Genomic DNA, 25,758 nt, shown 5'->3' with positions numbered 1-25,758 from the left:
GGGCGGGGGGCCCTTCTCGCGTTGCAGTCGGCGCTGGGTCGGATTCCGGATGCTGCCGGTGCACGCGATAGTCTGACGTGGTGCCCGGAACCTCTGACGAAATCGCCCCGAGGATCCGCGGCCCCCGCGCCTACGCGACGTTCATCCTGATCGGACTGATCGCCGGTCTGCTCTCCGGCCTGTTCGGCGTCGGCGGCGGAACCGTGATCGTCCCGTTGCTCGTGCTGCTGCTCAGCTTCGACCAGCGACTGGCGGCCGGCACCTCGCTCGCCGCGATCGTGCCCACCGCGAGCGTCGGCGTGATCTCGTACGCCACATCAGGATCGGTGGCGTGGGTCCCCGCCCTCATCCTCGCCGCCGGCGCCGTGATCGGTGCGCAGATCGGAACCCGTCTGCTGCCACGGATCTCGCAGAACGCGCTGCGCTGGGGCTTCGTCGGCTTCCTCCTGCTGGTGATCGTCAGCCTGTTCCTCGTCATCCCCTCCCGCGCAGCCGTGTTCGAACTCGGCTGGCTCAACGGCGCAGGTCTCGCCGTCGTCGGCGTGCTCACCGGGGTCATCGCCGGTCTGATCGGCGTGGGCGGCGGCGTGATCGTCGTACCCGTGCTCATGCTGGTGTTCGGCACGAGCGACCTCGAGGCGAAGGGGACCTCGCTGCTGATGATGATCCCCACCGCGATCTCGGGCACTATCGGCAACCTGCGCCACCGCAACGTCGACCTCCTCGCGGCCGGCCTCATCGGCGTCGCAGCCTGCACGACGACCGCGCTCGGCGCCTGGCTCGCTACTCTGATCGACCCGTTCCTCGGCAACATGCTGTTCGCGGCATACCTCCTGGTGATCGCCGTGCAGATGGCCGTCAAGGCGCTCCGGTCGCGAGGCCGCCGCGGGTAGACACGGCCGATCGTCGAACCGCACGCGGTGCAGATGAGGGAATCTTCATCCCCGTCTCATGTCTGCATCACAAACTGACGGCACGATGGAACCATGACGTTCTCACGCCGCATCCTCCTCCCCGGTGCACTGATCGCGCTTCCGGTGATCTTCGCCGTAGGCACCGTCGCCTTCGCGCAGTCACCGGGGACCCCTCAGCTGCCCCAGGGGCCGGTCGTCGTGGAGATGGGGACGCCGAGTCCGACCCCGGCGCCCGTGCAGACCGCGGATCCCGTGATACCTCCCGTGCCGGCCCCTCCGGCCCCTCCGGCCCCCGCCCCGCCCGCCCCGGCTCCACCGGCACCCGCCCCGCCGGCCGACGATGACCATGACGACGACGATGGAGATGACGATGGCGACGACGATGACTGATGCCATCACCGCTCCGATCCCGGTCATCGACGACGAAGCGACGCGGGACGAGGAAGCCCCGACCGAGCGCCGGCCGCGCCGCCTTCGTGCGATGCCAGCGCGCTGGCGCATCACCGCGTGGATCATCGCGAGCACGGTGTTCACGCTGCTGGCCGTCGGCCTGATGGGACGCAGCATCTTCCTCTCCAGCGTCGACCAGGACGCGAACGTCGACATCGAACAGGAGGCCCAGGAGTTCCTGCGCTTCCTGGAGGATTCCTCGACCGACTTCGCCTCCGCGGATGCGCTGCTCCAGGAGTACCTCGATCGTCAATCGGTCCACACGAACGAGATCATCCTCGGAGCGGTCGACGGCGTACCGGTCGCGACCGCCAACGGGCTGGTCGAGGGAAGCGACGCGACGCTCGGATTCGCCGGCGGTCAGACCCTCGTGCTCCGGATGCTGGGTCTCGAGGAGAACGCCGGCGAGATCACGTCGACCGAGGCCGGCCCGCTGCGATGGGGACGCGTCGACTTCACCGCCGGTGACACGCAGGGCGCACTGCTGGTGCTGCAGTTCACCGAGGCGCCGCGCGCCGCGGTGGATCAGTCGGTCGTCACGCTCGCATGGGTCGCTCTCGCCGGTATCCTGCTCAGCTCCGGCGTCGCGTGGCTGGTCGCCGGCCAGATCCTCGCACCCATCCGTGCGGTGCACCGCGTCGCGCGGGAGATCAACGAGGACGACCTCACCGCCAGGGTGCCGGTGAACGGCACCGACGATATCGCGGCGGTCGCCATCACGTTCAACCAGATGCTCGACCGGCTGGAAGAGGTCTACGCCACTCAGCAGCGCTTCGTCGACGACGCCGGCCACGAGCTGCGCACGCCCATCACGATCGTCAGAGGCCATCTCGAGCTGCTCAGTGACGACCCGGAGGAGCGCCGCGAGACGCTTCGCCTGGTCAGCGGCGAACTCGACCGCATGACCCGCATCGTCACCGACCTGCTCGTGCTGGCTCGCGCCCAGCAGCCGGACTTCGTCCGCATCGCCGGATGCGACGCGGCCACCCTGACTCTCGACATCGAGGCGAAGGCGCAGGCACTGGGCGACCGGCGCTGGCAGCTGATGGAGGTCGCCGAGGGGCAGGCCGAATGCGACCCGCAGCGCATCACCCAGGCGGTCCTGCAGCTGTCCGCCAATGCCGTGCAGGTCACCGAGCCCGGTGATCGCATCCGCATCGGGTCCCGCTTCGAGGGCGAGGGCGCCCGACGCGTGCTGCGGCTGTGGGTGCAGGACGAGGGCCCCGGCGTCGCCGCGGCGGATGCCGCACGCATCTTCGAGCGCTTCGTCCGCGGCGGTGCCCCCGGCGACACGACAGGACCACGACGCGGTTCCGGGCTCGGCCTCGCCATCGTCCGCGCGATCACCGATGCGCACGGCGGCTCGGCCTGGGTCGACAGCGTGCTCGGCGAGGGCGCCACCTTCGGGGTCGACATCCCGGCGCCGGAATCCGCGGATGCCGCAGCAGACACCGACCTCCTCTCCGGAAAGGACGCCTGAGATGCGACACATCCTGATCGCCGAAGACGATCCCCACATCACATCCTTCGTGCGCCGTGGGCTGCACGCCGCCGGTTACGAGACCTCGGAGGCCGCGGACGGCGAGACCGCCCTGATCCTCGCCCGTGGCGGTCTGTTCGACCTCGTACTGCTCGACATCGGGCTGCAGGGCATGGACGGCTTCTCCGTCCTCTCGCACCTGCGCGGCGAGGGGATGAACACGCCGGTCATCATCCTCACCGCCCGCGACTCCGTGATCGACACCGTGCGCGGCCTCGAGAGCGGCGCGAACGACTACGTCACCAAGCCCTTCCAGTTCGCCGAACTGCTCGCACGGGTGAAGCTGCGCATCGGTGACGGCGATCAGAAGAGCACCGGTCCCGTGCTCTCGCACGGCGAGGTCACTGTCGACGTCCGATCGCGCCGTGTCACGGTCGGCGACAGCATCGCCGACCTGACTTCTCGCGAGTTCGCGCTGCTGGAGGTCTTCGTGCAGAACGCCGGCCAGGTGCTCTCGCGCGATCAGCTCATCGGCCATGTGTGGGGGATGGACTTCGATCCGGCATCCAATGTCGTCGATGTCTACGTGCGGGCGCTGCGCAACAAGATCGGCGCCGCCCACATCGAGACGGTCCGCGGGGCGGGATACCGATTCCAGTGAACACCGCGCCGATACGCGTCGTCTACGCGACCAGCCCGCCGGAGACCACCGCCCCTGTGCGATCGCCTCGCCGTCCACGTCCACCGCGGACCGTGTGGACCCGCCAGCGGTTCCTGCGATTCGCGGGTCTCGCCGCCGTGATCGCCGTCGCAGCCGCCCTCATGCTCTCGGCGATCCTGCGCCCTGCGGCCGGAGAGGGAGCGCCGACGCTTCCCGCCGCGGTGACGATCTCGGTGTTCCTCCTCGCGGTGTGGGCGTGGACGAGCACGACGCTCGATGACACCCTCGTGGCATTCCTCGCGGCGGTCGCCCTCATCGTCACCGGCGTCCTTCCCAGCGCGGCCTTCTTCGCCTCGCTCGGCGACGAGACGATCTGGCTGCTGATCTGCGCGTTCATCATCGCGACCGGCGTCAGCTCGTCAGGACTCGCACTTCGCGGCGCCGCACAGCTGCTGCGTCACGCGCGCTCGCCACGTGCTCTGTTCCACCTCACCACCCTCGCCCTCACGATCACGACGTTCGCGGTGCCCGCGACGTCTGGGCGCGCGGCACTGGCCATCCCGGTGTTCACCGCGCTCGCAACAGCACTGGTCGGCAGGAGCACGCTCACCCGCGCGCTGTCGCTGCTGTTCCCGACCGTCATCCTGCTCTCGGCCGTCGGCTCACTGCTGGGCGCGGGTGCGCACGTGATCACCTCCCAGCTGCTCGAGTCGGCCACCGGCGAGGGCATCGGTTTCCTCGCATGGCTGTGGTTCGGGCTGCCGCTGGCCGTCGTCAGCTCCCACGTGGCGTGCGAGATCGTGCTGCTGCGCTTCACGACCCGTGCCGACCGGAGCGTCGGGATCAGCATCACCGTCGCGGATCTGGCCCGGACGGCGCCGACGCCCGTCTCCGGCCCGCTCAGCGCGATCGAGCGCCGCGCGGCGGTGCTGCTGGGCGGAGTGGTGGTGATGTGGTGCACCGAATCGCTGCATCACGTGCCGCCCGCGCTGGTCGCGCTCCTCGGCGCCGTGGTCGCGGTGTCCCCGGCGACCGGATGCACCACGCTGCCGGTCGCCGTCAAGAAGGTGCCGTGGAGCCTGCTGCTGTTCCTCGCCGCGACCCTCGCGCTGGCATCCGCCCTCACCGGCACCGGTGCCGCCGCCTGGCTCGGACAGCTGGCGCTCGCTCCGATGGCAGCGCTGGGTCCGGCCGCAGCCGTCGCCTTCGTGCTCGTCGTGATCGCCCTGTCGCTGCTCGCGCACCTGATGATCCCCTCGCGCTCGGCGCGCTCCGCCGCGATCATCCCGCTGGTGGTCGTGCTCGCACCTGGCCTGGGCGTCGACCCCGCCGCAGCGGCGTTCGCGTCCACTGCGGCGGCGGGCTTCTGCCACACTCTGCCGAGCTCCGCCAAGCCCGTCGCGATGTTCTCCGACCCTGATCTCGTGCCAGGGGGATTCCACTCGAGAGATCTCAGGTCGCTCTCGGCGATCCTGGCGCCGGCGATGTTCGCGCTCGTCGCCGTGTTCGCCTTCTGGGTCTGGCCCGCGATGGGTATGCCTCTGCTGCTCTGAGCCCCCGCGCGTCCGCATCCATCCCCTTCATCTCTTTCGCCACCACCGACGTTCGTCGTACCCGAAACGCGGGTGCGCATCTCGAGGAGGAACCATGTCCATCCACATCCCACAGCGCATTCTCGTCGCCCCCAGCGGGTTCAAGGAGAGCCTCGACGCCGAGGCCGTCGCCCGTGCGATCGCCGCCGGCGTGCGCAGGGTCATCCCCGGAGTGCAGGTCGACGAGTTCCCGATCCCGGACGGCGGGGAGGGTACGGCAGCGGCTCTGGCGGCCGCCACCGGCGGTGAGCTCGTACCGGTCGTCGTCACCGGTCCGGTCGGCGACCCCGTCACCGCGCACTTCGCTCTCCTGGGCGGGGCCTCACGCGGTACGGCCGTCGTCGAGATGGCCGCGGCCGGTGGGCTGCGCCTCGTGCCGCGCGATCGCAGAGACCCTGGCGCGACCAGCACGTTCGGCGTCGGCGAACTGATCGCCGCGGCGTTGGACGGCGGCGCCGAACGCATCATCGTCGGATGCGGCGACTCAGGCACCAGCGACGGCGGCGCGGGAGCGCTCGAGGCACTCGGTGTGCGGATCCTCGACGCCGCAGGCGCTGCCCTGCCGCGCGGCGGGAGGCACCTCATCGACGCGGCATCGCTGGACATCACGGGGTTGCATCCTCGAGCAGGTGAGGTCGAGATCGTCCTCGCCTGCAACATCCACAACGTGCTGTGCGGGCCGCGCGGCGTCGCCAGGGTGTTCGGGCCGCAGAAGGGCGCGTCGCCCGACGAGGTCGAGCAGCTCTCCGCGGCGCTTGACGCCTGGGCGGATGTGCTCGAGCGGTGCAGCCCCCACGGAGGTGCGATGGATGTGCGCACCGGGCCAGGCTCCGGTGCGTCAGGCGGTCTGGGAGCCGGTCTGGCCGCCGTTCTCGGGGCGCGTCTCGCTCCTCGATTCGAAGTGCTCCTCGACGGTGACCTGCTGCCGTGCTCGCTGGACGATCTGATGGCCAAAGCCGACATGGTCATCACCGCTGAGGGGGCGATCGACTTCCAGACTCCCCGCGGCAAGGTGCCGGCAGAGGTCGCGATGCGTGCGCGGATCGCAGGAGTGCCTGTGCTCGGTATCGCCGGCTCGCTGGGCGAGGGAGCCCCGGCCGTGCACGACATCGGGATCGGTGCGATCGCCTCGATCCTCACCGTGCCGATGCAGCTGGAGCAGGCGGTCGAGCAGGGGGAGGAGCTGCTGCGCGACGCCGCAGAGCGCAGCATGCGGCTCGTGCTGCTCGGCTCGGCGCTCGCGGCCAGGGGCGCCTGAGCTGCGGCCGGTAGGATCGAGGGGTGGCTGTGAACAATGAACTGCTGGGGCGCGAGTTCCCCGCGACCCCGCCCTATCTGGTCGGCCGCGAGAAGGTGCGCGAGTTCGCGCGTGCCGTCTTCGCCGATGCTCCGCTGCACACCGACGTCGACGCCGCGCGCGCACTCGGCTACGCCGACGTGGTGGCTCCGCCGACCTTCGCGATGGTCATCCAGGATCAGACCCTGCAGCAGCTGCTCGCAGAGCCGGACTCCGGAATCGAGCTGGCGCGCACCATCCACGCCGAGCAGCGCTTCGCGTACACGCGGCCGATCGTCGCGGGCGATGAGCTTTCCGGGCGCCTCAAGGTCACCGGCATCCGAATGATGGCCGGCAACGCCATGATCACCAGCGAAGCGGAGATCACGGATGCCGCGGGCGCTCACGTCGTCACGGCGACGAGTGTGCTGCTGGTCGGTTCGGACGAGAGCGAGGACGCAGCGTGAGCTACACCGTCGGAGACGTCATCGCCGAGCGCACCGTCCACCTCACCCGCGAGTCGCTGGTCCGTTACGCCGGGGCCTCAGGAGACTTCAACCCGATCCACTACCGAGACGACGTCGCGGCGTCCGTCGGCCTGCCCGGCGTGCTCGCGCACGGCATGCTGACGATGGGCCTCGCGTCATCCGTGGTGGTGGCGGCACTGGGCGACTCGTCGAAGATCACCGACTACGGCGTCCGGTTCACCCGCCCGGTCGTGGTCGACCCGCAGGACGGCGCCGACGTGTCGGTGCTCGCCAAGGTCGGGGCGGTCGACGAGCAGTCGATGCGCATCGACCTCACCGTGAAGCACGCCGACACGACCGTGCTCGTCAAGGCGCAGCTGCGCGTCGCGCTCTGAGTCGTCGACGATGCCCGAGATCACACCGATACCGCTCGCGCAGCTGACGACCCTGCGCACCGGCGCCGCGCCGGAGCGGATGCTGGATGCCGCGACCACGCCCGAGCTCATCGAGACGCTGCGGGACACGTGGGCACGCGGCGAGGAATGGTTCGTGCTGGGCGGAGGCTCCAACCTGTTCGCGGGGGACGATCCGTTCTACGGCGTGGTCATCCGGGTGCTGACCTCCGGCATCGAACTGCTCCCGTCTCCCCATCAGGGCAGAGCGCGTGTGCGCGTGCAGGCCGGGCACGACTGGGACGCCCTCGTCGCGTACACGGTCGAGCAGGGGCTCGCCGGCATCGAGGCGATGAGCGGCATACCGGGCACGGTCGGCGCCGCGCCGGTGCAGAACGTCGGGGCGTACGGGCAGGAGATCCAATCGACGCTCGTCGAGGTCGAGCTGATCGACGAGTCCACCGGAGACGTGTCGACGGTGCCGGCGTCCGAGCTGGGTCTCGGCTTCCGCACCTCGGTGCTCAAGCACCACCACGGCAGCGTCCCCCTTCGCCGTGCGGTGATCCTCTCCGTCACGCTCGACCTCGCAGAGGTCGGCTCCGCCGGGCGGGTCGTGCGCGGCGAGCAGTTGCGGCGCGCGCTCGGACTGATCGGGGCAGCCGCGGAAGAAGAAGTGCCGCTGTCATGGGTGCGCGAGCAGATCCTGCGGATCCGCGCCGAGAAGGGGATGCTGCTGAACCCCGACGATCCGGACACGGCGAGCGCCGGTTCGTTCTTCCAGAACGCCATCGTGCCGGAGTCGGTCGCACTGCAGCTGCCGGCGGAATGCCCCAGATGGCCCGTCGCGCCGGACATGGACGTCGTCACGGTGATCCCACTGGGCGCATACGACGGCTTCATCGCTCCGACCCCGATCGTCCGCAGCGACGTCAAGGTGAGCGCGGCCTGGTTGATCGAGAACGCCGGCATCTCGAAGGGGTTCTCGCTGCCGCGTTCGCGCGCGGGAGTGTCGACCAAGCACGCCCTCGCACTGACGAACAGGGGAGGGGCGACGGCGGAAGAGGTCGCCGAGCTCGCCCGGTTCATCCAGTCGCGGGTGCAATCCGAGTTCGGTCTGCTGCTGCAGCCGGAGCCGGTGCTGATCGACGTCGAGCTCTAAGAGCGCCGAGCGCCGAGCGCCGCGCCCGTCGGACCGTCGCGCTACACTCGCCCGCATGAGTGGACTCGTCCCGTACCTGTTCTTCCCCGGCAACGCGCGTGAGGCGCTGAGTTTCTATCACGACGTGTTCGGCGGTGACCTGTCGCTGTTCACCTACGAGCAGTTCAGCCGCACCGACGGACCAGGGGATGCGATCGCGCACGGGATGCTCTCGGGCGTGGTGGAGCTGTTCGGCTCGGACGCCGGCCCCGATCAGGATGCCGTGCACATCGTCGGCGCGACGTTCTCGCTCCTCGGCACCGCAGAGCCGGCCGTGCTGCAGCAATGGTTCGCGCAGCTGTCAGAGGGCGGCGCGAACATCGACGCGCTGCAGAAGCGGCCGTGGGGCGACTTCGACGGTCAGGTGACCGATCGTTACGGCATCCGCTGGCTCATCGGCTACCAGGAGGAGTGAGCGCGTCGCGTCACGCGAACAGGCGCTGCAGGCGCTGGATGCCCTCCAGCAACTGGTCATCGCCCAGCGCGTACGACAGACGCAGGTATCCGGACGGGCCGAACGCCTCACCGGGGACGACGGCGACCTCGGCCTGATCCAGGATCATGTCGGCGAGCTCGAGCGACGTCGTCGGGGTCACGCCGCCCCACGTCCGGTTCAACAGCCCCTGCACGTCGGGGTACACGTAGAACGCGCCGAGCGGGTTCGGCACACGCACGCCGTCGATCTTCGAGAGCTCTGCGACGATCAGGCGGCGGCGGCGGTCGAACGCCTCGCGGAAGCGCTCCGACTCGTCCTGCGGGCCGCTGAGCGCGGCGATGGCCCCACGCTGTGCGACGTTGTTCACGTTGCTCGTCAGGTGCGACTGCAGGTTGCCGGCGACCTTGATGGCATCGGACGGTCCCACCATCCAGCCCACTCGCCAACCGGTCATCGCATAGGTCTTGGCGACGCCGTTCACGAGGATCGTCTGCGCCGCGGCATCCGGAACCGCCTCCACGATCGAGGTGGCCTTGATGCCCTCGTAGGTGAGGTTCTGGTAGATCTCATCGGAGATGATCCAGATGCCGTGCTCGACGGCCCACTCGCCGATCGCCTTCGTCTCCTCGGCGGTGTAGACCGCACCGGTCGGGTTCGAGGGCGATACGAACACGAGTGCTGTGGTGCGCGCGGTGCGGGCGGCCTCGAGCTGCTCGACGCTGACCTTGTAGTCCTGGTCCGCACCCGCGAAGACCTCGACCGGGGTGCCGTCGGCCAGAGCGATCGCCTCGGGGTACGTCGTCCAGTACGGCGCGGGCAGCAGCACCTCGTCGCCAGGGTTGAGCACGGTCTGGAATGCCTGGTAGACGGACTGCTTGCCGCCGTTCGTGACGATCACCTGGCTCGGTGACACCTCGAGGCCGGAGTCGCGCAGCGTCTTGGCGGCGATGGCCTCGCGCAGTGCCGGCAGCCCGGGGGCAGGCGTGTAACGGTAGTTCGCCGGGTCGGCGAGAGCTTCCGCCGCGGCATCGACGACGAACTGGGGGGTGGCGAAATCGGGCTCACCAGCGGCGTACGAGATGACGGGCTTGCCCTCCGCCTTCAGTGCCTTGGCCTTGGCATCGACCTTGAGGGTCGCGGACTCGGCGATGGCGGACAGCTTGCGGGAGAGAGGTGCGCGTTCGGTCACACCTCAGATGCTACTCGGATGCATCAGTCGGTGCAGGGCAGCGATCACAGCAGAGCGGCGAAGAGGACGGTCACGACCGAGGCGACGAACACGACGACGGGGACGGCGATGCACGCGGCGGCCACGCACAGCGCGACCACGGCGGCCATCATGGGCAGTCGCTCCGGGAGCCGGTCGACGGATGGCGACCCCTTCGCCGCCTCGGGCATCGTGCCGACGACGAGCACGGCGACGGCAGCGGCCACGGGCGTCCACCAGAGCGCGTGCACGAGCAGGGCGGGAAACGGTTCGAGTCCGAACGCCCCGTCGGTGAAGAACGTCGAGGGTCGCTCCAGGAAGAGCACGACGTTCGCGATGATGACCACTGCGCAGCCGACGGTGATCACGAGGGAGGCGACGCGCCGGATCCGCGCTTCGAGGCGGCGCCGCGGGGTGAGGGTCGACATGACGGCGAGCGTAGCGAGCATCGCCGCGGTGTCGTCGCCGTTGTCCACAGGCGGCGACGGGCTCGCTCTAGAGGTGGGACTCAGTCTCAGCTAAGATGAATCGGAGTCTCTCACTGTCAGGAGTCGTCGATGACCGCCAACACCCCTTACATCCCGCCCGTCGCGGACTACGCCTTCCTCTACGGTGAGGCGTTCGGCCGCGACATCGTCGCCGCCGCGTCCGGCGGCGCGCTCACCGCCGCGGATGCCGTCGAGGTCATCGCCGGAGCCGGCGAGTTCGCCGCGGAGGTCCTCGCTCCGCTCGATGCGCCGGGCGACAGGATCGGGGCCCAGCTCCGTGACGGCGGCGTGCACCTGCCCGACGGCTTCGCGGAGGCGTATCAGGCGCTCGTCGAGGCCGGCTGGGTCACGGCGACAGCACCGGAGTCGGCCGGCGGCGACGGGCTCCCCGCCTCCGTGGGTGCAGGGCTCGGCGAGATCTGGAACGCCTCGAACGCGGCCTTCGCGCTGTGCTGGATGCTGGGCTCCGGCGCCATCCACGCCCTCGATGCCGCGGCATCCGACGAGCTTCGCGAGACCTACCTGACCAGACTCGTCAGCGGCGAGTGGACGGGCACCATGAACCTCACCGAACCGGATGCCGGCACCGACCTCGGCGCGATCCGCACGACCGCCACCGCGCGCGACGACGGATCATGGTCGATCAGCGGACAGAAGATCTTCATCACCTGGGGCGACCACGACGTCGCCGACAACATCGTGCATCTCGTACTCGCGCGCACCCCCGGAGCCCCGGAGGGCGCGAAGGGGCTCTCGCTTTTCGTGGCCCCGCGCACCCTCGTGAACGCCGACGGATCGCTCGGCGAACGCAACCGCATCGAGACCGTCGCGATCGAGCACAAGCTCGGCATCCACGCGAGCCCGACGTGCGTGCTCTCGTACGAGGACGCCACCGGGTATCTCGTCGGCGAGCTGCACGGCGGCCTCGCGGGGATGTTCGTGATGATGAACTCGGCACGCATCGGGATGGGGCACCAGGCCACCGGGATCTCCGACCGCTCGTTCCAAGGGGCCGCCTCGTACGCCGCAGGACGGCTGCAGGGGCGCGTGCTCGACCGCTCAGCCGGGGCGACGATCGCCGAGCACCCCGACGTGCGTCGCATCCTCCGTTCGATGTCCAGCCAGGTGTCCGCCATGCGCGCGCTGTCGGTGTTCGTCGGCGACCTGTTCGATCGCTCCGAAGACGACGATGACGTCCTGCGCACGGCAGAGCTGTTCGTCCCCATCCTCAAGGGGTGGGCGAGCGAGGAGGCACTGCGGGTGACCTCGGACGGCATCCAGGTCTACGGCGGCATGGGGTTCATCGAGGAGACCGGCGCTGCGCAGCACTACCGTGACGCGCGTATCGTGCCGATCTACGAGGGCACGACCGCGATCCAGGCGAACGATCTCATCGGGCGCAAGGTGCTGCGCGATCAGGGCGCGACGGTCGCCGAGCTCTTCGCCGAGATCGAGCAGACCGTCGCTGCGCTGCAGGGGTCGCCGCTCGCCGAGCGCCTCAGTCGTGCGCTGGACTCCGCTCGCCGCGCGACCGATGCCGTGCTCGGATTCGCGGATTCCCCGCGCGATGCCTATGCCGTGGGAGTTCCGTATCTCATGCTGCTCGGCACGCTCGCCGGCGGGTGGATGCACGCGCTCGCCGTGGTCGCGGTCGCCGGGCACGAGACGCCGGCGGAGACGGATGCCGCACGTCTGACGGATGCCGACTTCTACGCCGCCCACCACCTGCCGCGCGTGCACGCGCTCGCGGAGACGGTGATCGCGGGCGAGATCGCCTGATCGCTGCGCCGTCGTGCACGCCGACGACGAAGGGCCGGATGCCGCAGCATCCGACCCTTCGTGCGTTCGCGCTCAGTCCGTCTCGACCAGGAACTTCGAGTACGCCGAGGTCGTCAGGAACGCGGGGAACTCCGCGCCCAGCGACACCTCGCGGAACAGCGCGGCGGCGTCGTCGAAGCGGTCGCCGGCGGAACGCGTGGCCTGGGCCAGTACCTCGGTGATCAGCCCCTCGATGTACTCCGGAGTGATGCGGGTGCCGTCCTCGGTGGAGCGATCCTGGTGGATCCACTGCCACACCTGCGAACGCGAGATCTCCGCCGTCGCGGCATCCTCCATCAGGTTGTCGATCGCGACGGCCCCGAGCCCGCGCAGCCACGCCTCGATGTAGCGGATCGCCACCGAGACGTTCTCCCGCACGCCCTTGCCCGTGATCGGACGGCCGATGCGCAGATCCAGCAGATCCTCCGCGCGCACGCTCACGTCGTCGCGCTGACGCTCGAGCTGGTTCGGGCGGCCGTCGAGCACCGCATCGAACTCCGCCTGAGCCGTCGGGATCAGGTCGGGATGCGCGACCCACGTGCCGTCGAAGCCGTCAGCGGCCTCGCGCTTCTTGTCCGCCGCGCCCTTCTCCAGGGCCCTGGCCGTGGCCTCGGGATCGCGTCGGTTGGGGATCGATGCGCTCATGCCGCCGATCGCGAAGGCGCCGCGCTTGTGGCACGTCTTCACGAGCAGCTCGGTGTACGCACGCATGAACGGCACCGTCATCGTGACCTCGCTGCGATCGGGGAGCACGAAGCGCGCGCCGCGACCGCGGTAGTTCTTGATGATCGAGAAGATGTAGTCCCAGCGCCCGGCGTTCAGGCCCGCACAGTGGTCGCGCAGCTCGAACAGGATCTCCTCCATCTCGAACGCGGCGGGCAGCGTCTCGATGAGCACTGTCGCGCGGATCGTGCCGTGCTCGATGCCGATGTAGTCCTCGCTGAACGTGAACACGTCGTCCCAGAGCTTGGCCTCTTCGCTGGACTCCAGCTTCGCGATGTAGAAGTACGGCCCCCGGCCGCTGTCGATCAGGGCCTTGGCGTTGTGCAGGAAGTAGAGCCCGAAGTCGACGAGCGACGCGGATGCCGCCATGCTGCGACCCGTGCGGTCGATGAACGTCAGGTGCTTCTCCGTGAGGTGCCAGCCGCGCGGACGCATCACGATCGTCGGCGTCTGCTCGGCGGTGACCTCGTAGGTCTTTCCCGCCTCGTTCGTGAATCTCAGCTCGCCCCGGATGGCGTCGCGCAGCGACAGCTGGCCGCCGATCACGTTCGTCCAGGTGGGGCTCGTGGCATCCTCCTGGTCGGCGAGCCAGACCCGCGCACCGGAGTTGAGCGCATTGATGGTCATCTTGGCATCGGTCGGGCCGGTGATCTCGACGCGGCGGTCCTCGAGGCCGGGGCCGGCACCGGCGACGCGCCAGTCGGCGTCGTCGCGGATGTGGCGCGTGTCGTCGCGGAAGCGGGGGTCGTGTCCGTTGCCGATCTCGAAGCGACGGCGCATGCGATCGGCGAGCCGGTCATGGCGACGGTTCGCGAAGCGGTGGTGCAGCTCGCTGAGGAACGCGACGGCCTCGGGGGTGAGGATCTCGTCGAACCTGTCACGCATCGGACCGGTGATGTGCAGGGCGGGGCCCTGCTGGATCGTCTGCGTCGGAGCAGTGGTCGGCGGAGCGGTGGGAGTGGTCATGGCGATCTCCTTACGGTGTTCCCGGTAGCTGAATCCGAGTGGCTTGACACCACTCTGAGTGAAGTTCGATCGCTCGAGCGACCAAATCCCGCGTGAAGATTGGTCGAATTTCTGCATTCGTGACAGAATCGCCTCCATGAGCACCGTTGACGCTGCAGAAGACACCGACGCCCTCACGATCGGCCGTCGTATCAGGCAGCTCCGCACCGCCCGCGCGATGACCCTGGAGGATCTCGCCGCAGCGGTCGAGCGCGCACCGAGCCAGCTCTCGATGATCGAGACCGGCAAGCGCGAGCCGAAGCTCACGCTGCTGCAGGCGATCGCACGCGCGCTCGGCACCGGCATCGACGCGCTGCTCGAGGGGGAGCCTCTCGACGAGCGCAGCGCGGTGGAGATCGCGCTCGAGCGTGCGATGAAGGGGCAGACGTTCCAGGCGCTCGGCATCGATCCCTTCCGCATCGCGAAGAGCGTGCCGACGGATGCGCTCAAGGCGATGCTCGCCCTGCACGGCGAGATCGATCGGCTCAAGGACGAGCGCGCCGCGACTCCGGAGGAGGCGCGCAGGGCCAACGTTGAACTGCGGCACCTCATGCGCCGACAGGACAATCACTTCGCGGAACTCGAGACGAAGGCGTCCGAGATCCTGGAGGCGGTCGGGCATCCCGGCGGCCCGCTCACCCAGCGCACGGCATCCGAGATCGCCGCCTACCTCGGGTTCACGCTGCACTACGCGCCCGACCTGCCGCAGACCACGCGCAGCGTCGCCGACCTCGCGAACGGACGGCTGTACCTCTCGAGCAGCGTGCCGGCCAAGGGCGACGCGCGCACGGCGGTGCTGCAGGCGCTGTCGAGCCGGATGCTCGGGCATTCGGAGCCGCGCAGCTATGCGGAGTTCCTGCGGCAGCGGGTCGAGACGAACTACCTCACCGGAGCGCTGCTCATCCCGGAATCGCATGTCGTGCCGGCGCTCAAGGCGGCGAAGTCACGCAGGGCGATCTCGATCGAAGACCTGCGAGACGCCTACTCGGTGTCGTACGAGACCGCAGCGCACCGCTTCACGAATCTCGCGACGAGGCACCTCGACATCCCGGTGCACTTCCTCAAGGTGCACGAGTCCGGCACGATCACGAAGGCGTACGAGAACGACGACGTCAACTTCCCCACGGATCGGCTCGGCGCGATCGAAGGGCAGATGTGCTGCCGCCGCTGGACCAGCCGGGTCGTGTTCGACGAGGACGACAGGTTCAACCCGTATTACCAGTACACCGACACCGGCAACGGCACCTACTGGTGCACGGCGCGCGTGGAGGCGTCCAGCGAGGGCCTGCACTCGGTGAGCGTCGGCGTGCGCTTCGACGACACGAAGTGGTTCGTCGGGCGCGACACCCCGAATCGCGGCGTCTCGAAGCACTCGGTCGAAGCGTGCTGCAGACGGGCCCCGGCCGAGCTCGAGGAGCGCTGGCGGGAACAGGCGTGGCCGAACGTGAAGACGCCTCGGACGCTGCTGGCGACTCTGCCCACAGGCGCCTTCCCCGGTGTCGACACGACCGATGTCTACGAGTTCCTGGAGGCCCACGCGCCGCGCTAACCTTGCGAAGACGTGACTTCGGGAGGGGATGCCATGTCTGAAGCGGCCACGCAGTCGGAGGACGGGCGTCTGTGGAAGCACGAGTTCCGCTCGCTCGTCAGCGGAGTGAATCTCATCGTGCTCATCGCGGCGATCGCCGCAGGCGTGTGGGGGTCGTTCGACTCCATGACAGATGCCGACGGGGACCGATTCTGGGGGAACCTCACCGTCGCGGCTCCCGGCATCTACGCCGGCTGGTGCATGCTCGAGATCGCATGGGCGCGGTTGGCGCACATCGGCACCGTGCTGCTGCGCCTCGTCTCCTCGTGCATCATCGCCCCCGCGTTCGTCGCGGTGCCGGTCGCGCTCGTCCAGGCGATCGCGATCGCGTTCCCGAGCGTACGGCAGGGCATCGCCGACGCGGAGGCGGCGAACGGCGGCTTCCACTACTGGTGGAGCGAAGGACTGGCGAGCCAGTTGTTCCTCGTGCCGTTGGGCGGGTACGTCATCGGCATGTGCATCCCGCTCGGCGTGGCGCTCATCATCACCCTGCCCGTGATCTCGATCAGAGCGCCCCACATCGCCGGCGCCGGATCGCACCTCGAGCAGGTCGGCGCTGTGCAGCGGAATTCCACGACGGCCTTCGTGTTCTGCGGACTCGGCGCCACAGTGCTCGGCATCACCCTGTGGGTGTTCGGAGACGGCGGCAGCCTCGCGGACTTCCCCGAGGATCTCGGCCGGCTCCTGCAGGCGACGTCCTACGGCTACTTCCACTGGGATGACGCCGTGTGGCTGTTCGGCGTCGTCTTCGTCGTGCTCGGTGTGGCGCTGATGGGGTGGGGCTGCGCCCGCGTGCTGTTCGCGCGCGGCCGCGCCGCACGCGGCTGAGAGAGACAGCCTCGCGCACTCACCGCGGGCGGTGCATGAAGACGTCGACATCGTCCTCGGCGACAGATGCGAATCCGTGCCGCTCGTACAGGTGCCTGGCGCGGCTGCCCTGGAGCACGTTCAGACGGAAAGGCCCTGGCCCGGTCAGCACGGATCGGAGCACGCTGCCGCCGATTCCTCGGCCCTGCAGGGACGGGTCCAGATAGAAGTGCTCGATCCAATCGCCGTCTTCGGCGGGACGGACAGCGATCGATCCGGCATCCGCGCCGTCGACCACGATCACCCGCGTGAGTGTCGCGTCGAACGCCGTCACGAAACGTTCGCGGACCCGCACCGGGTCGAAGCGGCCGAGCCGTTCGAGATCGTTCCGCAGGACGACGGCTCGCAATTCGGCGATCCACTGCGCGTCGTCGAGGCGGCTCGGGCGCAGTGAGAAAGGCACTCGTCAAGATTACGCACGCCGCGCGGGTTCACACGGCGTTCCAGCGCAGACGTGATTCGGCATCGAAGTCCTCGACGACCGAGGCGATGTCGGACACAGGGAACGTCGTGACCAGCAGCGGTTGCGCACCGGTTTCGGAGGCGACGGCGTAGGCGAGCGCGCCGGCGCCGTCAGCCGCACTGAACGCCACGCGGGTCTCGCGGCCGTCGATGGCGACAGAGCGCGAGAGGGCCGGTGCGGACAGCAGGGCGGACGCCGCGTCCGCAGCGCGCGTCAGCAGAGTCCGCCCACCCGCCCACGGCACGAACGCATCATCGGCCAACCCGTACGCGTTGGCGAGGTCCGCGCCCAGCCACCGCTCCCGCTTCAGGCCGTACGGTGTCCTCACCCGCGAGAGCAGGTAGCCGTAGCAGTGCAGCACGCCGGCATTGCCGACGGGCCACGCGGCCTCGACTCCGGCGAGATCGTGCAGGTGCGCGAACAGCGCGCGTCCGATCACGGGCTTGCCGACGTTCTCGTCGATCGCGCTGGAGCGTCCCCACGCATCGAAGCGCGCTGCTGCACGGTCGTCCGCGATGCTCGCCGTCAGCCATTCGAGCACGCCGACCGCGGCGGCGGCATCCGCGGGGGACTCGCGTGCCCCGCGTGCGGAGGCGGCTTCGAGGAAGTGCACGGCGAGTTCTGTCACGGCCACAACACTAGGCGCCATCGCGGCCTGATCCGGTTCGGACTGTTCACATCCTGTTCACGCGTTGTGGTCGCATCGTCCACTCGGGATGGTGACACTGGACGAAGCGTCCACATCTTCCGAAAGCACCCTGTGACCGACACTCCCATCATCATCTTCGACTTCGACGGCACGATCGCGCTCGGCGACGGCCCCGTGCTCGCCTATGCGCGGCAGGTGGCTGCCGAGCTCGGATCGCCGGAAGGATTCGTCGACGGCATCCGTGCGCTCCTCACCGCTGGTGGTGAAGGTGCTCTCGACGGCTACGACGCTGTGCGACGAGCCGCCGAGAGCGCAGGCGCGGATGCCGGGCACCTCGGCCGCGCGTATCTGGCGAGCCGCGGTCAGCTCGGGAGCGCCGATGCTCCGATCGCCGCTCCCGCGGGTCTCGCGCAGTTCCTGGTCGAAGCCGATGCCCATCGCATCCTCGTCACGAACGCGCCGGACGTGCGACTGGCGGAGGCGCTCGTCGCGCTGGGATTGGACGGGCTCTTCGACCGGATCGTGACGAGTGCGGGAAAGCCCGCGGGCATCGAGCACATCCTCGACGAGTTCCCCGTCGGCGTCCGCGTGCTGAGCGTCGGCGACATCTGGCACAACGACCTCGCACCTGCGCACCGCCGCGGCCACGCAACGGCGCTGGTCGGCGACTTCTCCGACCCCGACGCCGAACCCACCTTCCGCGCAGCCACGCTCACCGCGCTGCTCCCGCAGCTGCGCGAATGGCTCACCGACTCAGCCCTCCCTCTCCCCACCACCACTCTCACCGAAGGATGATCATGCGCACCTCCACCCTGCGTCACACGGCGACCGCCCTCGTCGCCGCCGGCGCTCTGCTCGCTCTTGCCGGTTGCTCCAGCGCTAACGCCGAGGGAGACGCGGCCGCCCCGGCCGCAGACCCCGACTCGCTCGTGCTGGCGCTGGTCCCGTCTCAGGACCAGGACGGGCTCGTCGACACCGCCGCCCCGCTGACCGACCACCTCACCGAGGAGCTCGGCATCGAGGTCACCGGTGTCGTCTCGAAGGACTATCAGGCCGCCGTCGAGGCGATGGGCGCCGGACAGGCGCAGATCGGCTTCCTGCCGTCGCTGCAGCTGTGGCAGGCCAATGACATGTATGACGCATCCGTGGTGCTGCAGACCGAGCGCAACGGCAACATCACCTACCCCGCCCAGTTCATGACGAACAACCCCGACAAGTACTGCGACGACGAGCCGGTCGAGCGCGACGGGATGCTCTTCTGCAACGGTGCCGACGCCATGGCCGGGCCTGCGGGACTCGACAGCATCGAGAAGGTCAAGGGCGCGAACGTCGCACTGCTCGGCCCCGGATCACCGGCGGGCTACATCTACCCGGTCCTCGCACTGCAGGAGGCGGGCCTGGACACCGACACCGACATCAACCAGATCCCCGTCACGGCGAACGACGCGTCGGTGCTCGCGGTCTACAACGGCGACGCCGAGGTCGGCTTCAGCTTCTGGGACGCCCGCTCGATCGTCGTCAAGGACACCCCGGACGTCGGCCAGAAGGTCGTGGTGTTCGCGCTGACGGACGAGATCCCCAACGACGGCGTCGCGCTCTCGTCCGACCTGTCGCCCGAGCTGCAGGAGCGCATCACCACCGCGCTCGCCGACTTCTCGGACACCGAGGAGGGCTCGAAGATCCTCGAGAGCGTGTACTCCATCACGAAGCTCGCGCCGGCGAACCCGGAATCGCTCGACGTGGTCGCCCGTGCCGCTGAAGCCCTGGGGCTGCAGTAAGTGCCCGACCAGCATGAGAGCGTGGACGTCGCAGCTCCGGCTGCGGCGTCCACGCCGTGGTCCATCCGCCTCGACGATGTCACGGTGCGCTATCCGAACGGCACCGTCGGCCTCAACCGCGTCTCGCTCGACATCCCCGCAGGCTCCATGATCGCTGTCGTCGGACTCTCCGGTTCGGGAAAGTCCACGCTGATCCGCACGATCAACGGCCTCGTCCCCGTCACGAGCGGCACGTTGGATGTGGGGGAGCACCGCGTCAGCGGTGCGAAACCGCGCGCTCTGCGGCGTCTGCGCGGCGACATCGGCATGGTCTTCCAGGGGTTCAACCTCGCCGGCCGTGCCGATGTGCTGCACAACGTCCTGGTCGGCCGGCTCGCGCACACGCCGTTGTGGCGCACGCTGCTCGGCCTGTATTCCGAGAGCGACAAGCAGCTCGCGTATCGCTCGCTCGACAGCGTGGGCATCCTGCCGAAGCTCTATCAGCGCGCCTCGAACCTCTCCGGCGGGCAGCAGCAGCGCGTGGCGATCGCCCGTGCGCTCGCGCAGGAGCCGCGCATCGTGCTCGCCGATGAGCCGGTCGCCAGCCTCGACCCGCCGACCGCGCACGGCGTGATGGCCGATCTCCGACGGATCAATCGCGATCTCGGCATCACCGTGGTCGTCAATCTGCATCTGCTGGATCTCGCCCGCGAGTACGGCGTGCGCATGATCGGCATGCGCGCCGGCGAGGTCGTGTACGACGGCGACGCGGCCGGTGCGACGGATGCCGACTTCGAGGCGATCTATGGCCGTTCGATCAGTCCGGAGGACCGGCTCTCATGAGCGTCGCCACGACGGCGCACTCGAAGGCCGCTGCGCCGCTCGAAATGCCGGACAGACCGCGCGGGAGGTGGAGGGCCCCGGCCATCGCGCTGGCGATCGTGGCGATCACCGTCGTGATGTGCCTGCCCGGCATCGGCATCGATGTCGACTTCTCCGCGATCGCGCGGAATTGGCAGAACGGCGCAGGCAAGGTGCTGCAGCTGCTCGTGCCGGACTGGACCTTCTTCCCCCGCACCATCGCGCCTCTCGTCGAGACGCTGCAGATGGCGGTGATCGCCACCGCCGTGGGCGCCCTGATCTCACTGCCGCTGAGCTTCTGGGCCGCGCGCAGCACCAACCCGAGCGCGTTCTGGCGCATTCTCGTCCGCGGCATCCTGAACGTGATCCGCAGCGTTCCCGATCTGCTCTACGCGGCCGTGCTCGTCGCGATGGTCGGCGTCGGAGCGCTTCCCGGCATCCTCGCCCTGCTGCTTTTCAACGTCGGCATCATCGTCAAACTCGTCTCCGAGGCGATCGACACGAACGAGGCGGGTCCGCTCGAAGCCGGTCGCGCCGTGGGAGCCACCCAGGCGAAGATCAACCGTACGCTCGCGCTGCCGGACGCATGGCCGGCCTTCGCGAACCAGACCCTGTACGTGTTCGAGCTCAATGTGCGCGCGTCGAGCGTGCTCGGCCTCGTCGGCGCCGGCGGCATGGGACTGCTGATCGATTCCGTGCGCACGTTCTACCGCTACGACCAGCTGTCGCTGATCATTCTGGAGATCCTCATCGTGGTGGTCGTCATCGACGTCGCCAGCTCCGCGATCCGACGGAGGCTCGTATGAGCGCGCTCGTCGTTCCGGGTCGGCCGCGCAGGCCGTGGCTCATCGCCGACTGGATCGCGGTCACCGCGATCGTCGTGCTGGCGTTCTGGTCGATCGACATCAACTGGGCAAGGCTCGTCGACCTGCCCTCCGAGATCGTGCGCTACCTCTTCCTGATGTTCGGCTCTCCGAACTGGGAGAAGTTGCCCGAAGCCCTGTGGCAGACCTGGCGCAGCGTGGAGATGGCGTGGGTCGGAACGGTGCTCGGTGTTCTCCTCGCCACACCGCTGAGCCTGTTCGCCGCTCGCGGGTTCGGCCCCGCGTGGCTGCGCGCTCTCCTCCGCGGTCTGTTCTCGCTGATCCGCGCTGTGCCCGAGATCATCATCGCGATCGTGATCCTCTCCGTCACCGGTCTCACGCCGTTCACCGGGGCTCTCGCCCTCGCGATCAACGGCATCGGCACGCTCGGGAAGTGGGGGTACGAGGCGGTCGAGGGCGTCGCGCCGGGGCCGATCGAAGCGGCCCGTGCCGCAGGCGGCGGCACAGCGCAGGTGCTGCGGTGGGGCGTCTGGCCGCAGGCCGCCCCGACGTTCTGGTCGTTCTGGCTGTATCGCTTCGAGATCAACGTCCGCTCCTCCGCCGTGCTGGGGCTGATCGGCGTCGGCGGCATCGGCGACATGCTCACCTCGTACACGCAGTACCGTGAGTGGTCGACGGTGGGTGTGCTGCTCATCGTCGTCGTCATCGTCACGATGCTCATCGACTGGGCGTCAGGAGCGATCCGTCGTCGGATCATGGAGGGAGCCCGTGCCCGTGTTCTCGTTTAGCACGCCGCCCACCGTGCGCATCGCGAGCGTGGGCAACGCCCTCGGGCCGAGCGAGCGACGGGTGGCCGAGTTGATCTCGGCGCAGCCGGAGGCCGTCGTCGAATGGACGGCGCAGGAGCTCGCGGATCGGGCAGGCGTGGGGCGCGCGACCGTCGTGCGCGCATGCCAGAGCTTCGGCTATCGCGGCTACCCCCAGCTGCGCGTCGCGCTCGCCGCCGAGCTCGGTCAGTCAGCGGATGCCGTCGCCGACCACGGCCCGGGTGTCCTGGGCCACATGCGCGGCGAGATCGACAGGGTCGCGGCGTCGCTGCCCGCCCTGGCGAGCCTGCTCGACGCCGACGTCGTCGCCGAGGCCGTGCGCCTCGCATCGACCGCCGGACGGCTGCTGGTGCTCGCCAACGGACTCTCCTCACCCATCGCGAACGACCTGGCCATGCGACTGACGGCGTCGGGGCGGCCTGCCGAGTTCATCGCCGATGCGATCGCCCAGCAGATCGCCGCACGACATCTCACCACCGACGACGTGTGCCTGATCGTGAGCGGCTCGGGTGCGAACGAGGCCACCCTGCGTGTGGCGGCGGCCGCCACGAGGGGAGGGGCCAAGGTGATCGCGCTGACGTCATTCGCGGCATCCGCCCTCACCGGACTCGCTGACCTGTCGCTCGTGATCACGCCCAGCGGTGTGAGCTTCCGCGATGAGCTCGAGCACACCTCCAGGGTCGCGTATCTCGTGTTCGCCGAGGTGTTCGCGGCCGCGATCGCGGCAGAGCGCGGCGCAGGTGCGCGCGAGGCTCGTGCGCACGCGATGGAGATCGTCTCGGACAACCTCGGCGAGGGCGCGTGATCCGCCCATCGTGTGGGTGATCCGCCCGATCAGTCGCGGGCGGTCTGCAGCGCCGCCCACAGCTCGGCACGTGCGGGGAAAGCGCTCAGATCGAGGTGCAGCAGTCCTGCCGCCTGGATGATCCGTGACCTGAGCGTGTGGCGATGGATGCCGAGAGCGGCGGCCGCGGATTCGTAACGCGCGTCGTGCTCGAGCCAGATGCGCAGCGAGTGCTCCAGCTCGGCGTGCGCGCGGATCGGCGCGAGCCTCGATTCCGCGACCAGTCTGGCCTCGTCCGTGGCGAACGCGGTGAGGATGCTGGATGCGACGGTGTCGACGTACCGCACCGCTCCGGGGTCGCTGTGCCGGAGGGCGACGACGGCCTGGGCGTGGGCCCTCGAGAACGATCCGTACCCCTCCGGCTCCGAGACGCCGAGGCGGATGCCGAAACGAGCCGCGACCTCGTCGAGCAGGGCCTCGTCCTCGGCGGAGACGCAGATCGTCAGCCCCTCGTCGGTCGCGGCGGCGAACACGGGCGTGCCGTGCTCGCCCTGCCGGCGATCCCACCACTCGGCGATGGCATCGGCAGGAGCATCGGCATCCGCCACCGCGACGACCACTGGCGCGGTCGGCAACGAGCCGAGCACGTGTCGGGCGAGTGTCGGATCGTCGAGCAGCAGTGAGGCGAGCACCTGGGAGCGCAGGCGCCTGCGGCCGCGTTCGAGCTGGTCGTTCTGCTCGAGAGCGAGTCCCGCCATCGCGATCACCGAGGTGACAACCGCGCGCGCCTCCGCGTCGAGCGACGCGGTTCCGACCGCGATCACGCCTCGCAGGTGACCGCTGCGGCCGAGGGTGAACAGCGTGAACGACGCCGACCCGAGCGTCAGCGACTGCCCTGCCTGCCCGCCCCTCGTGATCAGCTCGGTGGCGCGGAACGAGAGGTCCTCCGCGTCTGCGGCGGGCAACCGGCCGTGCGGATGCTCGTGCACCAGCACCCCTGTCGCGTCGAACATGCCCACCCACCGCTCGAGCCTGCGCGCCAGCTCCGAGAGCGTGGACTCCAGGCCTCGGGGTCTGAGCGCCGCGCGCGCGAGCGCTCGCTGCGTCTCCAGCGCCCAGGTGCGTCTGGCGTACGCCTGCGCGGCGATCGCCTCGGAGTGCGCCCTGGCGACGGCGATGAAGGGCGTGTCGTACGGCACCTCGAACAGGGGGATGCCCGCGTCCGCGCACGCGCCCACCAGCGGGTCGGGGATGCCGGAGCGGTGTCCGTCCGCGCCGATCCCGATGCCTGTGCCGTATCCCAGACCGACGATGCCGCGCACCGCGAGGCGCTCGACGTATGCGCTGATGCCGGCGTCGTCCTGCGCCTCGAGCTGCGATCCGGTGGTGAGGAGCGCCAGGTCGTCCGCGAGGAACGGTGTGGGGTCGGTGAGATCGGAGGAGTGCACCCAGCGCATCGGCCGATCGAGTGCGCCGTCGCGCAGTGTGTCCTCCGCTGACACGAGCCGCATCCCCAGATCGCGACGCCGCAGCAGGGAGCGCAGCGTCGGCTGATCCATGAGCGACTCCGTTGTACGAGCGGGTGGTTGATCTCACAAGATTGTACAGTCGGGCGAGTGCGGTGCGGCGGCGGGGCGGCATACGCTCACGAACATGGCACTTCTCGACACCGCAGCACCCGCACTTCCGCTCGGCGGACCAGACCTCCCGCAGCAGCGGCGACTCGTCACCGAACTCCCCGGACCGCGCTCGGCCGCGATCCTCGCCCGCAAGGCGGACGCCGTGCCGGCGGGTGTCGGGCACACGGTCCCCGTCGCGGCGGTGGCGGCCGGCGGCGGAGTCGTGGTGGATGCCGACGGCAACTCGCTCATCGACCTCGGCAGCGGCATCGCCGTGACAACGGTGGGCAACGCGCACCCGAAGATCACCGCTGCCGTCGCGGCGCAGGCGGCGCAGTTCACGCACACCTGCTTCATGATCTCGCCGTACGAGTCGTACATCGAGGTCGCAGAAGCGCTCAACCGGCTCACCCCCGGCGACTTCGCGAAGAAGAGCGCACTGTTCAACTCCGGCGCGGAGGCCGTCGAGAACGCGATCAAGATCGCCCGCAAGCACACCGGTCGCCAGGCCATCGTCGCCTTCGACCACGGCTATCACGGCCGTACCAACCTCACGATGGCACTCACCGCCAAATCGATGCCGTACAAGAGCGGCTTCGGCCCGTTCGCCCCTGAGGTGTACCGTGCGCCGATGTCGTACCCGTTCCGCGACGGACTCACCGGCCCCGACGCCGCAGCCCGTGCGATCTCGCAGATGGAGAAGCAGATCGGGACCGACAACCTCGCCGCGATCATCATCGAGCCCATCCAGGGCGAGGGCGGCTTCATCGTCCCCGCAGACGGCTTCCTCCCCGCGCTCGCCGACTGGTGCCGCGCGCACGACGTGGTCTTCATCGCGGACGAGGTGCAGACCGGCTTCGCCCGCACGGGGCACATGTTCGCCAGTGAGATCTTCGGGGTCGTCCCCGACCTCATCACGACTGCGAAGGGCATCGCCGGCGGTCTGCCCCTGGCCGCTGTCACCGGCCGCGCAGAGATCATGGACGCCTCGCACGCCGGTGGCCTCGGCGGCACCTACGGCGGCAACCCGATCGCGTGCGCCGCGGCGCTCGCCGCGATCGACGTGTTCGAGAACGACGGGGTGATCGAGCGCGCGCAGCAGATCGGCGCGATCCTCACCGAGCGGCTCGCCGGCCTGCAGTCGCAGGATCCGCGCATCGGCGACGTCCGAGGGCACGGCGCGATGATCGCGGCCGAGTTCGTGGACCCGGAGACGAACGCTCCGGATGCCGCGCTCACCGCGGCCGTGGCGAAGGCGGCCATCGCGAAGGGCGTCATCGTGCTCACGTGCGGGACGTACGGAAACGTGATCCGCTTCCTCCCACCCCTGTCCATCGGCGACGACCTGCTGCGCGAGGGCCTCGACGTCGTCGCCGAGGCGCTCGCCGCCGCATAGAACGTCCCGGGGATCC

At 69.4% G+C, this 25,758-nt stretch carries 26 protein-coding genes; 20 read left to right on the top strand and 6 right to left on the bottom strand.

Features of this window, described 5'->3' with window-relative positions; all coding sequences use genetic code 11:
- The first annotated feature begins 77 nt into the window (after nucleotides 1-77).
- The 10 genes from ACNPNP_RS02745 (at nucleotide 78) to ACNPNP_RS02700 (ending at nucleotide 8,845) form a co-directional block, all read left to right on the top strand.
- Entirely contained in the window at nucleotides 78-893 is an 816-nt protein-coding gene (locus ACNPNP_RS02745) for a sulfite exporter TauE/SafE family protein (RefSeq protein WP_448964550.1), read from the top strand.
- Nucleotides 894-986: 93 nt separating this feature from the next.
- On the top strand, nucleotides 987-1,304 hold the full coding sequence (locus ACNPNP_RS02740; protein ID WP_448964549.1) for a hypothetical protein: 318 nt from the start codon (nucleotides 987-989) through the stop codon (nucleotides 1,302-1,304).
- Nucleotides 1,261-2,844: a sensor histidine kinase gene (locus ACNPNP_RS02735; protein ID WP_448964548.1), complete on the top strand. Its 1,584-nt coding sequence runs from the start codon at nucleotides 1,261-1,263 to the stop codon at nucleotides 2,842-2,844. The genes ACNPNP_RS02740 and ACNPNP_RS02735 overlap by 44 nt, the downstream gene beginning before the upstream one ends.
- A gap of 1 nt (nucleotide 2,845) precedes the next feature.
- Entirely contained in the window at nucleotides 2,846-3,505 is a 660-nt protein-coding gene (locus ACNPNP_RS02730; RefSeq protein WP_448964547.1) for a response regulator transcription factor, read from the top strand.
- 92 nt (nucleotides 3,506-3,597) lie between these two features.
- The gene (locus ACNPNP_RS02725) at nucleotides 3,598-5,058 is read left to right on the top strand and encodes an SLC13 family permease (protein ID WP_448964546.1); all 1,461 of its coding nucleotides are present in this window, start codon (nucleotides 3,598-3,600) and stop codon (nucleotides 5,056-5,058) included.
- A gap of 94 nt (nucleotides 5,059-5,152) precedes the next feature.
- Nucleotides 5,153-6,355 carry a glycerate kinase family protein gene (locus ACNPNP_RS02720; RefSeq protein ID WP_448964545.1) on the top strand — a complete coding sequence of 401 codons (1,203 nt, stop codon included), beginning with the start codon at nucleotides 5,153-5,155 and terminating at the stop codon, nucleotides 6,353-6,355.
- Between the two features lie 23 nt (nucleotides 6,356-6,378).
- Nucleotides 6,379-6,840, top strand: coding sequence for an FAS1-like dehydratase domain-containing protein (locus tag ACNPNP_RS02715; RefSeq protein WP_448964544.1), 462 nt, complete (start codon nucleotides 6,379-6,381; stop codon nucleotides 6,838-6,840).
- Nucleotides 6,837-7,235, top strand: a complete 399-nt coding sequence (locus ACNPNP_RS02710; protein WP_448964543.1) for a MaoC/PaaZ C-terminal domain-containing protein — start codon at nucleotides 6,837-6,839, stop codon at nucleotides 7,233-7,235. Before ACNPNP_RS02715 ends, ACNPNP_RS02710 begins: the two co-directional genes overlap by 4 nt.
- A 10-nt stretch (nucleotides 7,236-7,245) precedes the next feature.
- A complete protein-coding gene (locus ACNPNP_RS02705) occupies nucleotides 7,246-8,391 on the top strand; it encodes a UDP-N-acetylmuramate dehydrogenase (protein ID WP_448964542.1) in 1,146 nt (381 codons plus the stop codon).
- Nucleotides 8,392-8,446: 55 nt separating this feature from the next.
- Complete coding sequence (locus ACNPNP_RS02700; RefSeq protein ID WP_448964541.1) at nucleotides 8,447-8,845, top strand: VOC family protein; 399 nt, start codon at nucleotides 8,447-8,449, stop codon at nucleotides 8,843-8,845.
- 10 nt (nucleotides 8,846-8,855) lie between these two features.
- Here ACNPNP_RS02700 and ACNPNP_RS02695 read toward each other — a convergent pair whose 3' ends face one another.
- Both ACNPNP_RS02695 and ACNPNP_RS02690 read right to left on the bottom strand, forming a co-directional pair.
- The gene (locus tag ACNPNP_RS02695; RefSeq protein ID WP_448964540.1) at nucleotides 8,856-10,055 is read right to left on the bottom strand and encodes a pyridoxal phosphate-dependent aminotransferase; all 1,200 of its coding nucleotides are present in this window, start codon (nucleotides 10,053-10,055) and stop codon (nucleotides 8,856-8,858) included.
- Nucleotides 10,056-10,099: 44 nt separating this feature from the next.
- Entirely contained in the window at nucleotides 10,100-10,501 is a 402-nt protein-coding gene (locus ACNPNP_RS02690; protein WP_448964539.1) for a hypothetical protein, read from the bottom strand.
- A gap of 129 nt (nucleotides 10,502-10,630) precedes the next feature.
- On the opposite strand from ACNPNP_RS02690, the gene ACNPNP_RS02685 reads away from it, so the two are divergent.
- Nucleotides 10,631-12,340 carry an acyl-CoA dehydrogenase family protein gene (locus ACNPNP_RS02685; protein WP_448964538.1) on the top strand — a complete coding sequence of 570 codons (1,710 nt, stop codon included), beginning with the start codon at nucleotides 10,631-10,633 and terminating at the stop codon, nucleotides 12,338-12,340.
- A 72-nt stretch (nucleotides 12,341-12,412) separates the two neighbouring features.
- Here the strand turns inward: ACNPNP_RS02685 and aceB are convergent, their stop codons facing one another.
- The gene (gene aceB, locus ACNPNP_RS02680) at nucleotides 12,413-14,068 is read right to left on the bottom strand and encodes a malate synthase A (protein ID WP_448964537.1); all 1,656 of its coding nucleotides are present in this window, start codon (nucleotides 14,066-14,068) and stop codon (nucleotides 12,413-12,415) included.
- A 136-nt stretch (nucleotides 14,069-14,204) separates the two neighbouring features.
- Here aceB and ACNPNP_RS02675 point away from each other — a divergent pair, with 136 nt between their 5' ends.
- Both ACNPNP_RS02675 and ACNPNP_RS02670 read left to right on the top strand, forming a co-directional pair.
- Nucleotides 14,205-15,656 carry a helix-turn-helix domain-containing protein gene (locus tag ACNPNP_RS02675; RefSeq protein ID WP_448964536.1) on the top strand — a complete coding sequence of 484 codons (1,452 nt, stop codon included), beginning with the start codon at nucleotides 14,205-14,207 and terminating at the stop codon, nucleotides 15,654-15,656.
- A 33-nt stretch (nucleotides 15,657-15,689) separates the two neighbouring features.
- Nucleotides 15,690-16,523 carry a hypothetical protein gene (locus tag ACNPNP_RS02670; protein ID WP_448964535.1) on the top strand — a complete coding sequence of 278 codons (834 nt, stop codon included), beginning with the start codon at nucleotides 15,690-15,692 and terminating at the stop codon, nucleotides 16,521-16,523.
- A gap of 19 nt (nucleotides 16,524-16,542) precedes the next feature.
- Here ACNPNP_RS02670 and ACNPNP_RS02665 read toward each other — a convergent pair whose 3' ends face one another.
- Both ACNPNP_RS02665 and ACNPNP_RS02660 read right to left on the bottom strand, forming a co-directional pair.
- The gene (locus ACNPNP_RS02665; protein ID WP_448964534.1) at nucleotides 16,543-16,965 is read right to left on the bottom strand and encodes a GNAT family N-acetyltransferase; all 423 of its coding nucleotides are present in this window, start codon (nucleotides 16,963-16,965) and stop codon (nucleotides 16,543-16,545) included.
- Nucleotides 16,966-16,993: 28 nt separating this feature from the next.
- Nucleotides 16,994-17,653 carry an amino acid deaminase gene (locus ACNPNP_RS02660; RefSeq protein WP_448964533.1) on the bottom strand — a complete coding sequence of 220 codons (660 nt, stop codon included), beginning with the start codon at nucleotides 17,651-17,653 and terminating at the stop codon, nucleotides 16,994-16,996.
- A 132-nt stretch (nucleotides 17,654-17,785) separates the two neighbouring features.
- Between ACNPNP_RS02660 and ACNPNP_RS02655 the strand changes: the two genes are divergently transcribed.
- Genes ACNPNP_RS02655 through ACNPNP_RS02630 form a run of 6 tightly spaced genes read left to right on the top strand, consistent with a single transcriptional unit; the run spans nucleotide 17,786 to nucleotide 22,748 of the window.
- On the top strand, nucleotides 17,786-18,469 hold the full coding sequence (locus ACNPNP_RS02655; protein WP_448964532.1) for an HAD family hydrolase: 684 nt from the start codon (nucleotides 17,786-17,788) through the stop codon (nucleotides 18,467-18,469).
- Nucleotides 18,470-18,471: 2 nt separating this feature from the next.
- Entirely contained in the window at nucleotides 18,472-19,452 is a 981-nt protein-coding gene (locus ACNPNP_RS02650) for a phosphate/phosphite/phosphonate ABC transporter substrate-binding protein (RefSeq protein WP_448964531.1), read from the top strand.
- A gap of 21 nt (nucleotides 19,453-19,473) precedes the next feature.
- A complete protein-coding gene (gene phnC, locus ACNPNP_RS02645; RefSeq protein ID WP_448964530.1) occupies nucleotides 19,474-20,274 on the top strand; it encodes a phosphonate ABC transporter ATP-binding protein in 801 nt (266 codons plus the stop codon).
- Nucleotides 20,271-21,098, top strand: coding sequence for a phosphonate ABC transporter, permease protein PhnE (gene phnE / locus ACNPNP_RS02640; protein ID WP_448964529.1), 828 nt, complete (start codon nucleotides 20,271-20,273; stop codon nucleotides 21,096-21,098). Before phnC ends, phnE (ACNPNP_RS02640) begins: the two co-directional genes overlap by 4 nt.
- The gene (phnE, locus tag ACNPNP_RS02635) at nucleotides 21,095-21,904 is read left to right on the top strand and encodes a phosphonate ABC transporter, permease protein PhnE (RefSeq protein ID WP_448964528.1); all 810 of its coding nucleotides are present in this window, start codon (nucleotides 21,095-21,097) and stop codon (nucleotides 21,902-21,904) included. The genes phnE (ACNPNP_RS02640) and phnE (ACNPNP_RS02635) overlap by 4 nt, the downstream gene beginning before the upstream one ends.
- Entirely contained in the window at nucleotides 21,885-22,748 is an 864-nt protein-coding gene (locus tag ACNPNP_RS02630) for a MurR/RpiR family transcriptional regulator (protein WP_448964527.1), read from the top strand. Before phnE (ACNPNP_RS02635) ends, ACNPNP_RS02630 begins: the two co-directional genes overlap by 20 nt.
- Nucleotides 22,749-22,777: 29 nt before the next feature.
- Here the strand turns inward: ACNPNP_RS02630 and ACNPNP_RS02625 are convergent, their stop codons facing one another.
- Nucleotides 22,778-24,286, bottom strand: coding sequence for a PucR family transcriptional regulator (locus tag ACNPNP_RS02625; protein ID WP_448964526.1), 1,509 nt, complete (start codon nucleotides 24,284-24,286; stop codon nucleotides 22,778-22,780).
- A 94-nt stretch (nucleotides 24,287-24,380) separates the two neighbouring features.
- Here ACNPNP_RS02625 and gabT point away from each other — a divergent pair, with 94 nt between their 5' ends.
- Nucleotides 24,381-25,742, top strand: coding sequence for a 4-aminobutyrate--2-oxoglutarate transaminase (gene gabT, locus ACNPNP_RS02620; RefSeq protein ID WP_448964525.1), 1,362 nt, complete (start codon nucleotides 24,381-24,383; stop codon nucleotides 25,740-25,742).
- The last annotated feature ends 16 nt before the right edge of the window (nucleotides 25,743-25,758 follow it).

The organism is Microbacterium xerophyticum, from assembly GCF_053543555.1.
The sequence above is the reverse complement of the archived record's forward strand: the minus strand, read 5'-3'. Positions and strand labels throughout refer to the sequence as shown.

What these genes read in the sequence shown, in the direction of transcription:
- ACNPNP_RS02705 (WP_448964542.1), top strand. Translation starts at nt 7,246, where the DNA reads ATGCCCGAGATCACACCGATACCGCTCGCGCAGCTGACGACCCTGCGC.
- gabT (WP_448964525.1), top strand. Translation starts at nt 24,381, where the DNA reads ATGGCACTTCTCGACACCGCAGCACCCGCACTTCCGCTCGGCGGACCA.
- ACNPNP_RS02625 (WP_448964526.1), bottom strand. Translation starts at nt 24,286, where the DNA reads ATGGATCAGCCGACGCTGCGCTCCCTGCTGCGGCGTCGCGATCTGGGG.
- ACNPNP_RS02675 (WP_448964536.1), top strand. Translation starts at nt 14,205, where the DNA reads ATGAGCACCGTTGACGCTGCAGAAGACACCGACGCCCTCACGATCGGC.
- ACNPNP_RS02690 (WP_448964539.1), bottom strand. Translation starts at nt 10,501, where the DNA reads ATGTCGACCCTCACCCCGCGGCGCCGCCTCGAAGCGCGGATCCGGCGC.
- ACNPNP_RS02735 (WP_448964548.1), top strand. Translation starts at nt 1,261, where the DNA reads ATGACGACGACGATGGAGATGACGATGGCGACGACGATGACTGATGCC.
- ACNPNP_RS02685 (WP_448964538.1), top strand. Translation starts at nt 10,631, where the DNA reads ATGACCGCCAACACCCCTTACATCCCGCCCGTCGCGGACTACGCCTTC.
- ACNPNP_RS02740 (WP_448964549.1), top strand. Translation starts at nt 987, where the DNA reads ATGACGTTCTCACGCCGCATCCTCCTCCCCGGTGCACTGATCGCGCTT.
- ACNPNP_RS02720 (WP_448964545.1), top strand. Translation starts at nt 5,153, where the DNA reads ATGTCCATCCACATCCCACAGCGCATTCTCGTCGCCCCCAGCGGGTTC.
- ACNPNP_RS02700 (WP_448964541.1), top strand. Translation starts at nt 8,447, where the DNA reads ATGAGTGGACTCGTCCCGTACCTGTTCTTCCCCGGCAACGCGCGTGAG.
- ACNPNP_RS02730 (WP_448964547.1), top strand. Translation starts at nt 2,846, where the DNA reads ATGCGACACATCCTGATCGCCGAAGACGATCCCCACATCACATCCTTC.
- ACNPNP_RS02650 (WP_448964531.1), top strand. Translation starts at nt 18,472, where the DNA reads ATGCGCACCTCCACCCTGCGTCACACGGCGACCGCCCTCGTCGCCGCC.
- phnE (WP_448964529.1), top strand. Translation starts at nt 20,271, where the DNA reads ATGAGCGTCGCCACGACGGCGCACTCGAAGGCCGCTGCGCCGCTCGAA.
- phnE (WP_448964528.1), top strand. Translation starts at nt 21,095, where the DNA reads ATGAGCGCGCTCGTCGTTCCGGGTCGGCCGCGCAGGCCGTGGCTCATC.
- aceB (WP_448964537.1), bottom strand. Translation starts at nt 14,068, where the DNA reads ATGACCACTCCCACCGCTCCGCCGACCACTGCTCCGACGCAGACGATC.
- ACNPNP_RS02670 (WP_448964535.1), top strand. Translation starts at nt 15,690, where the DNA reads ATGTCTGAAGCGGCCACGCAGTCGGAGGACGGGCGTCTGTGGAAGCAC.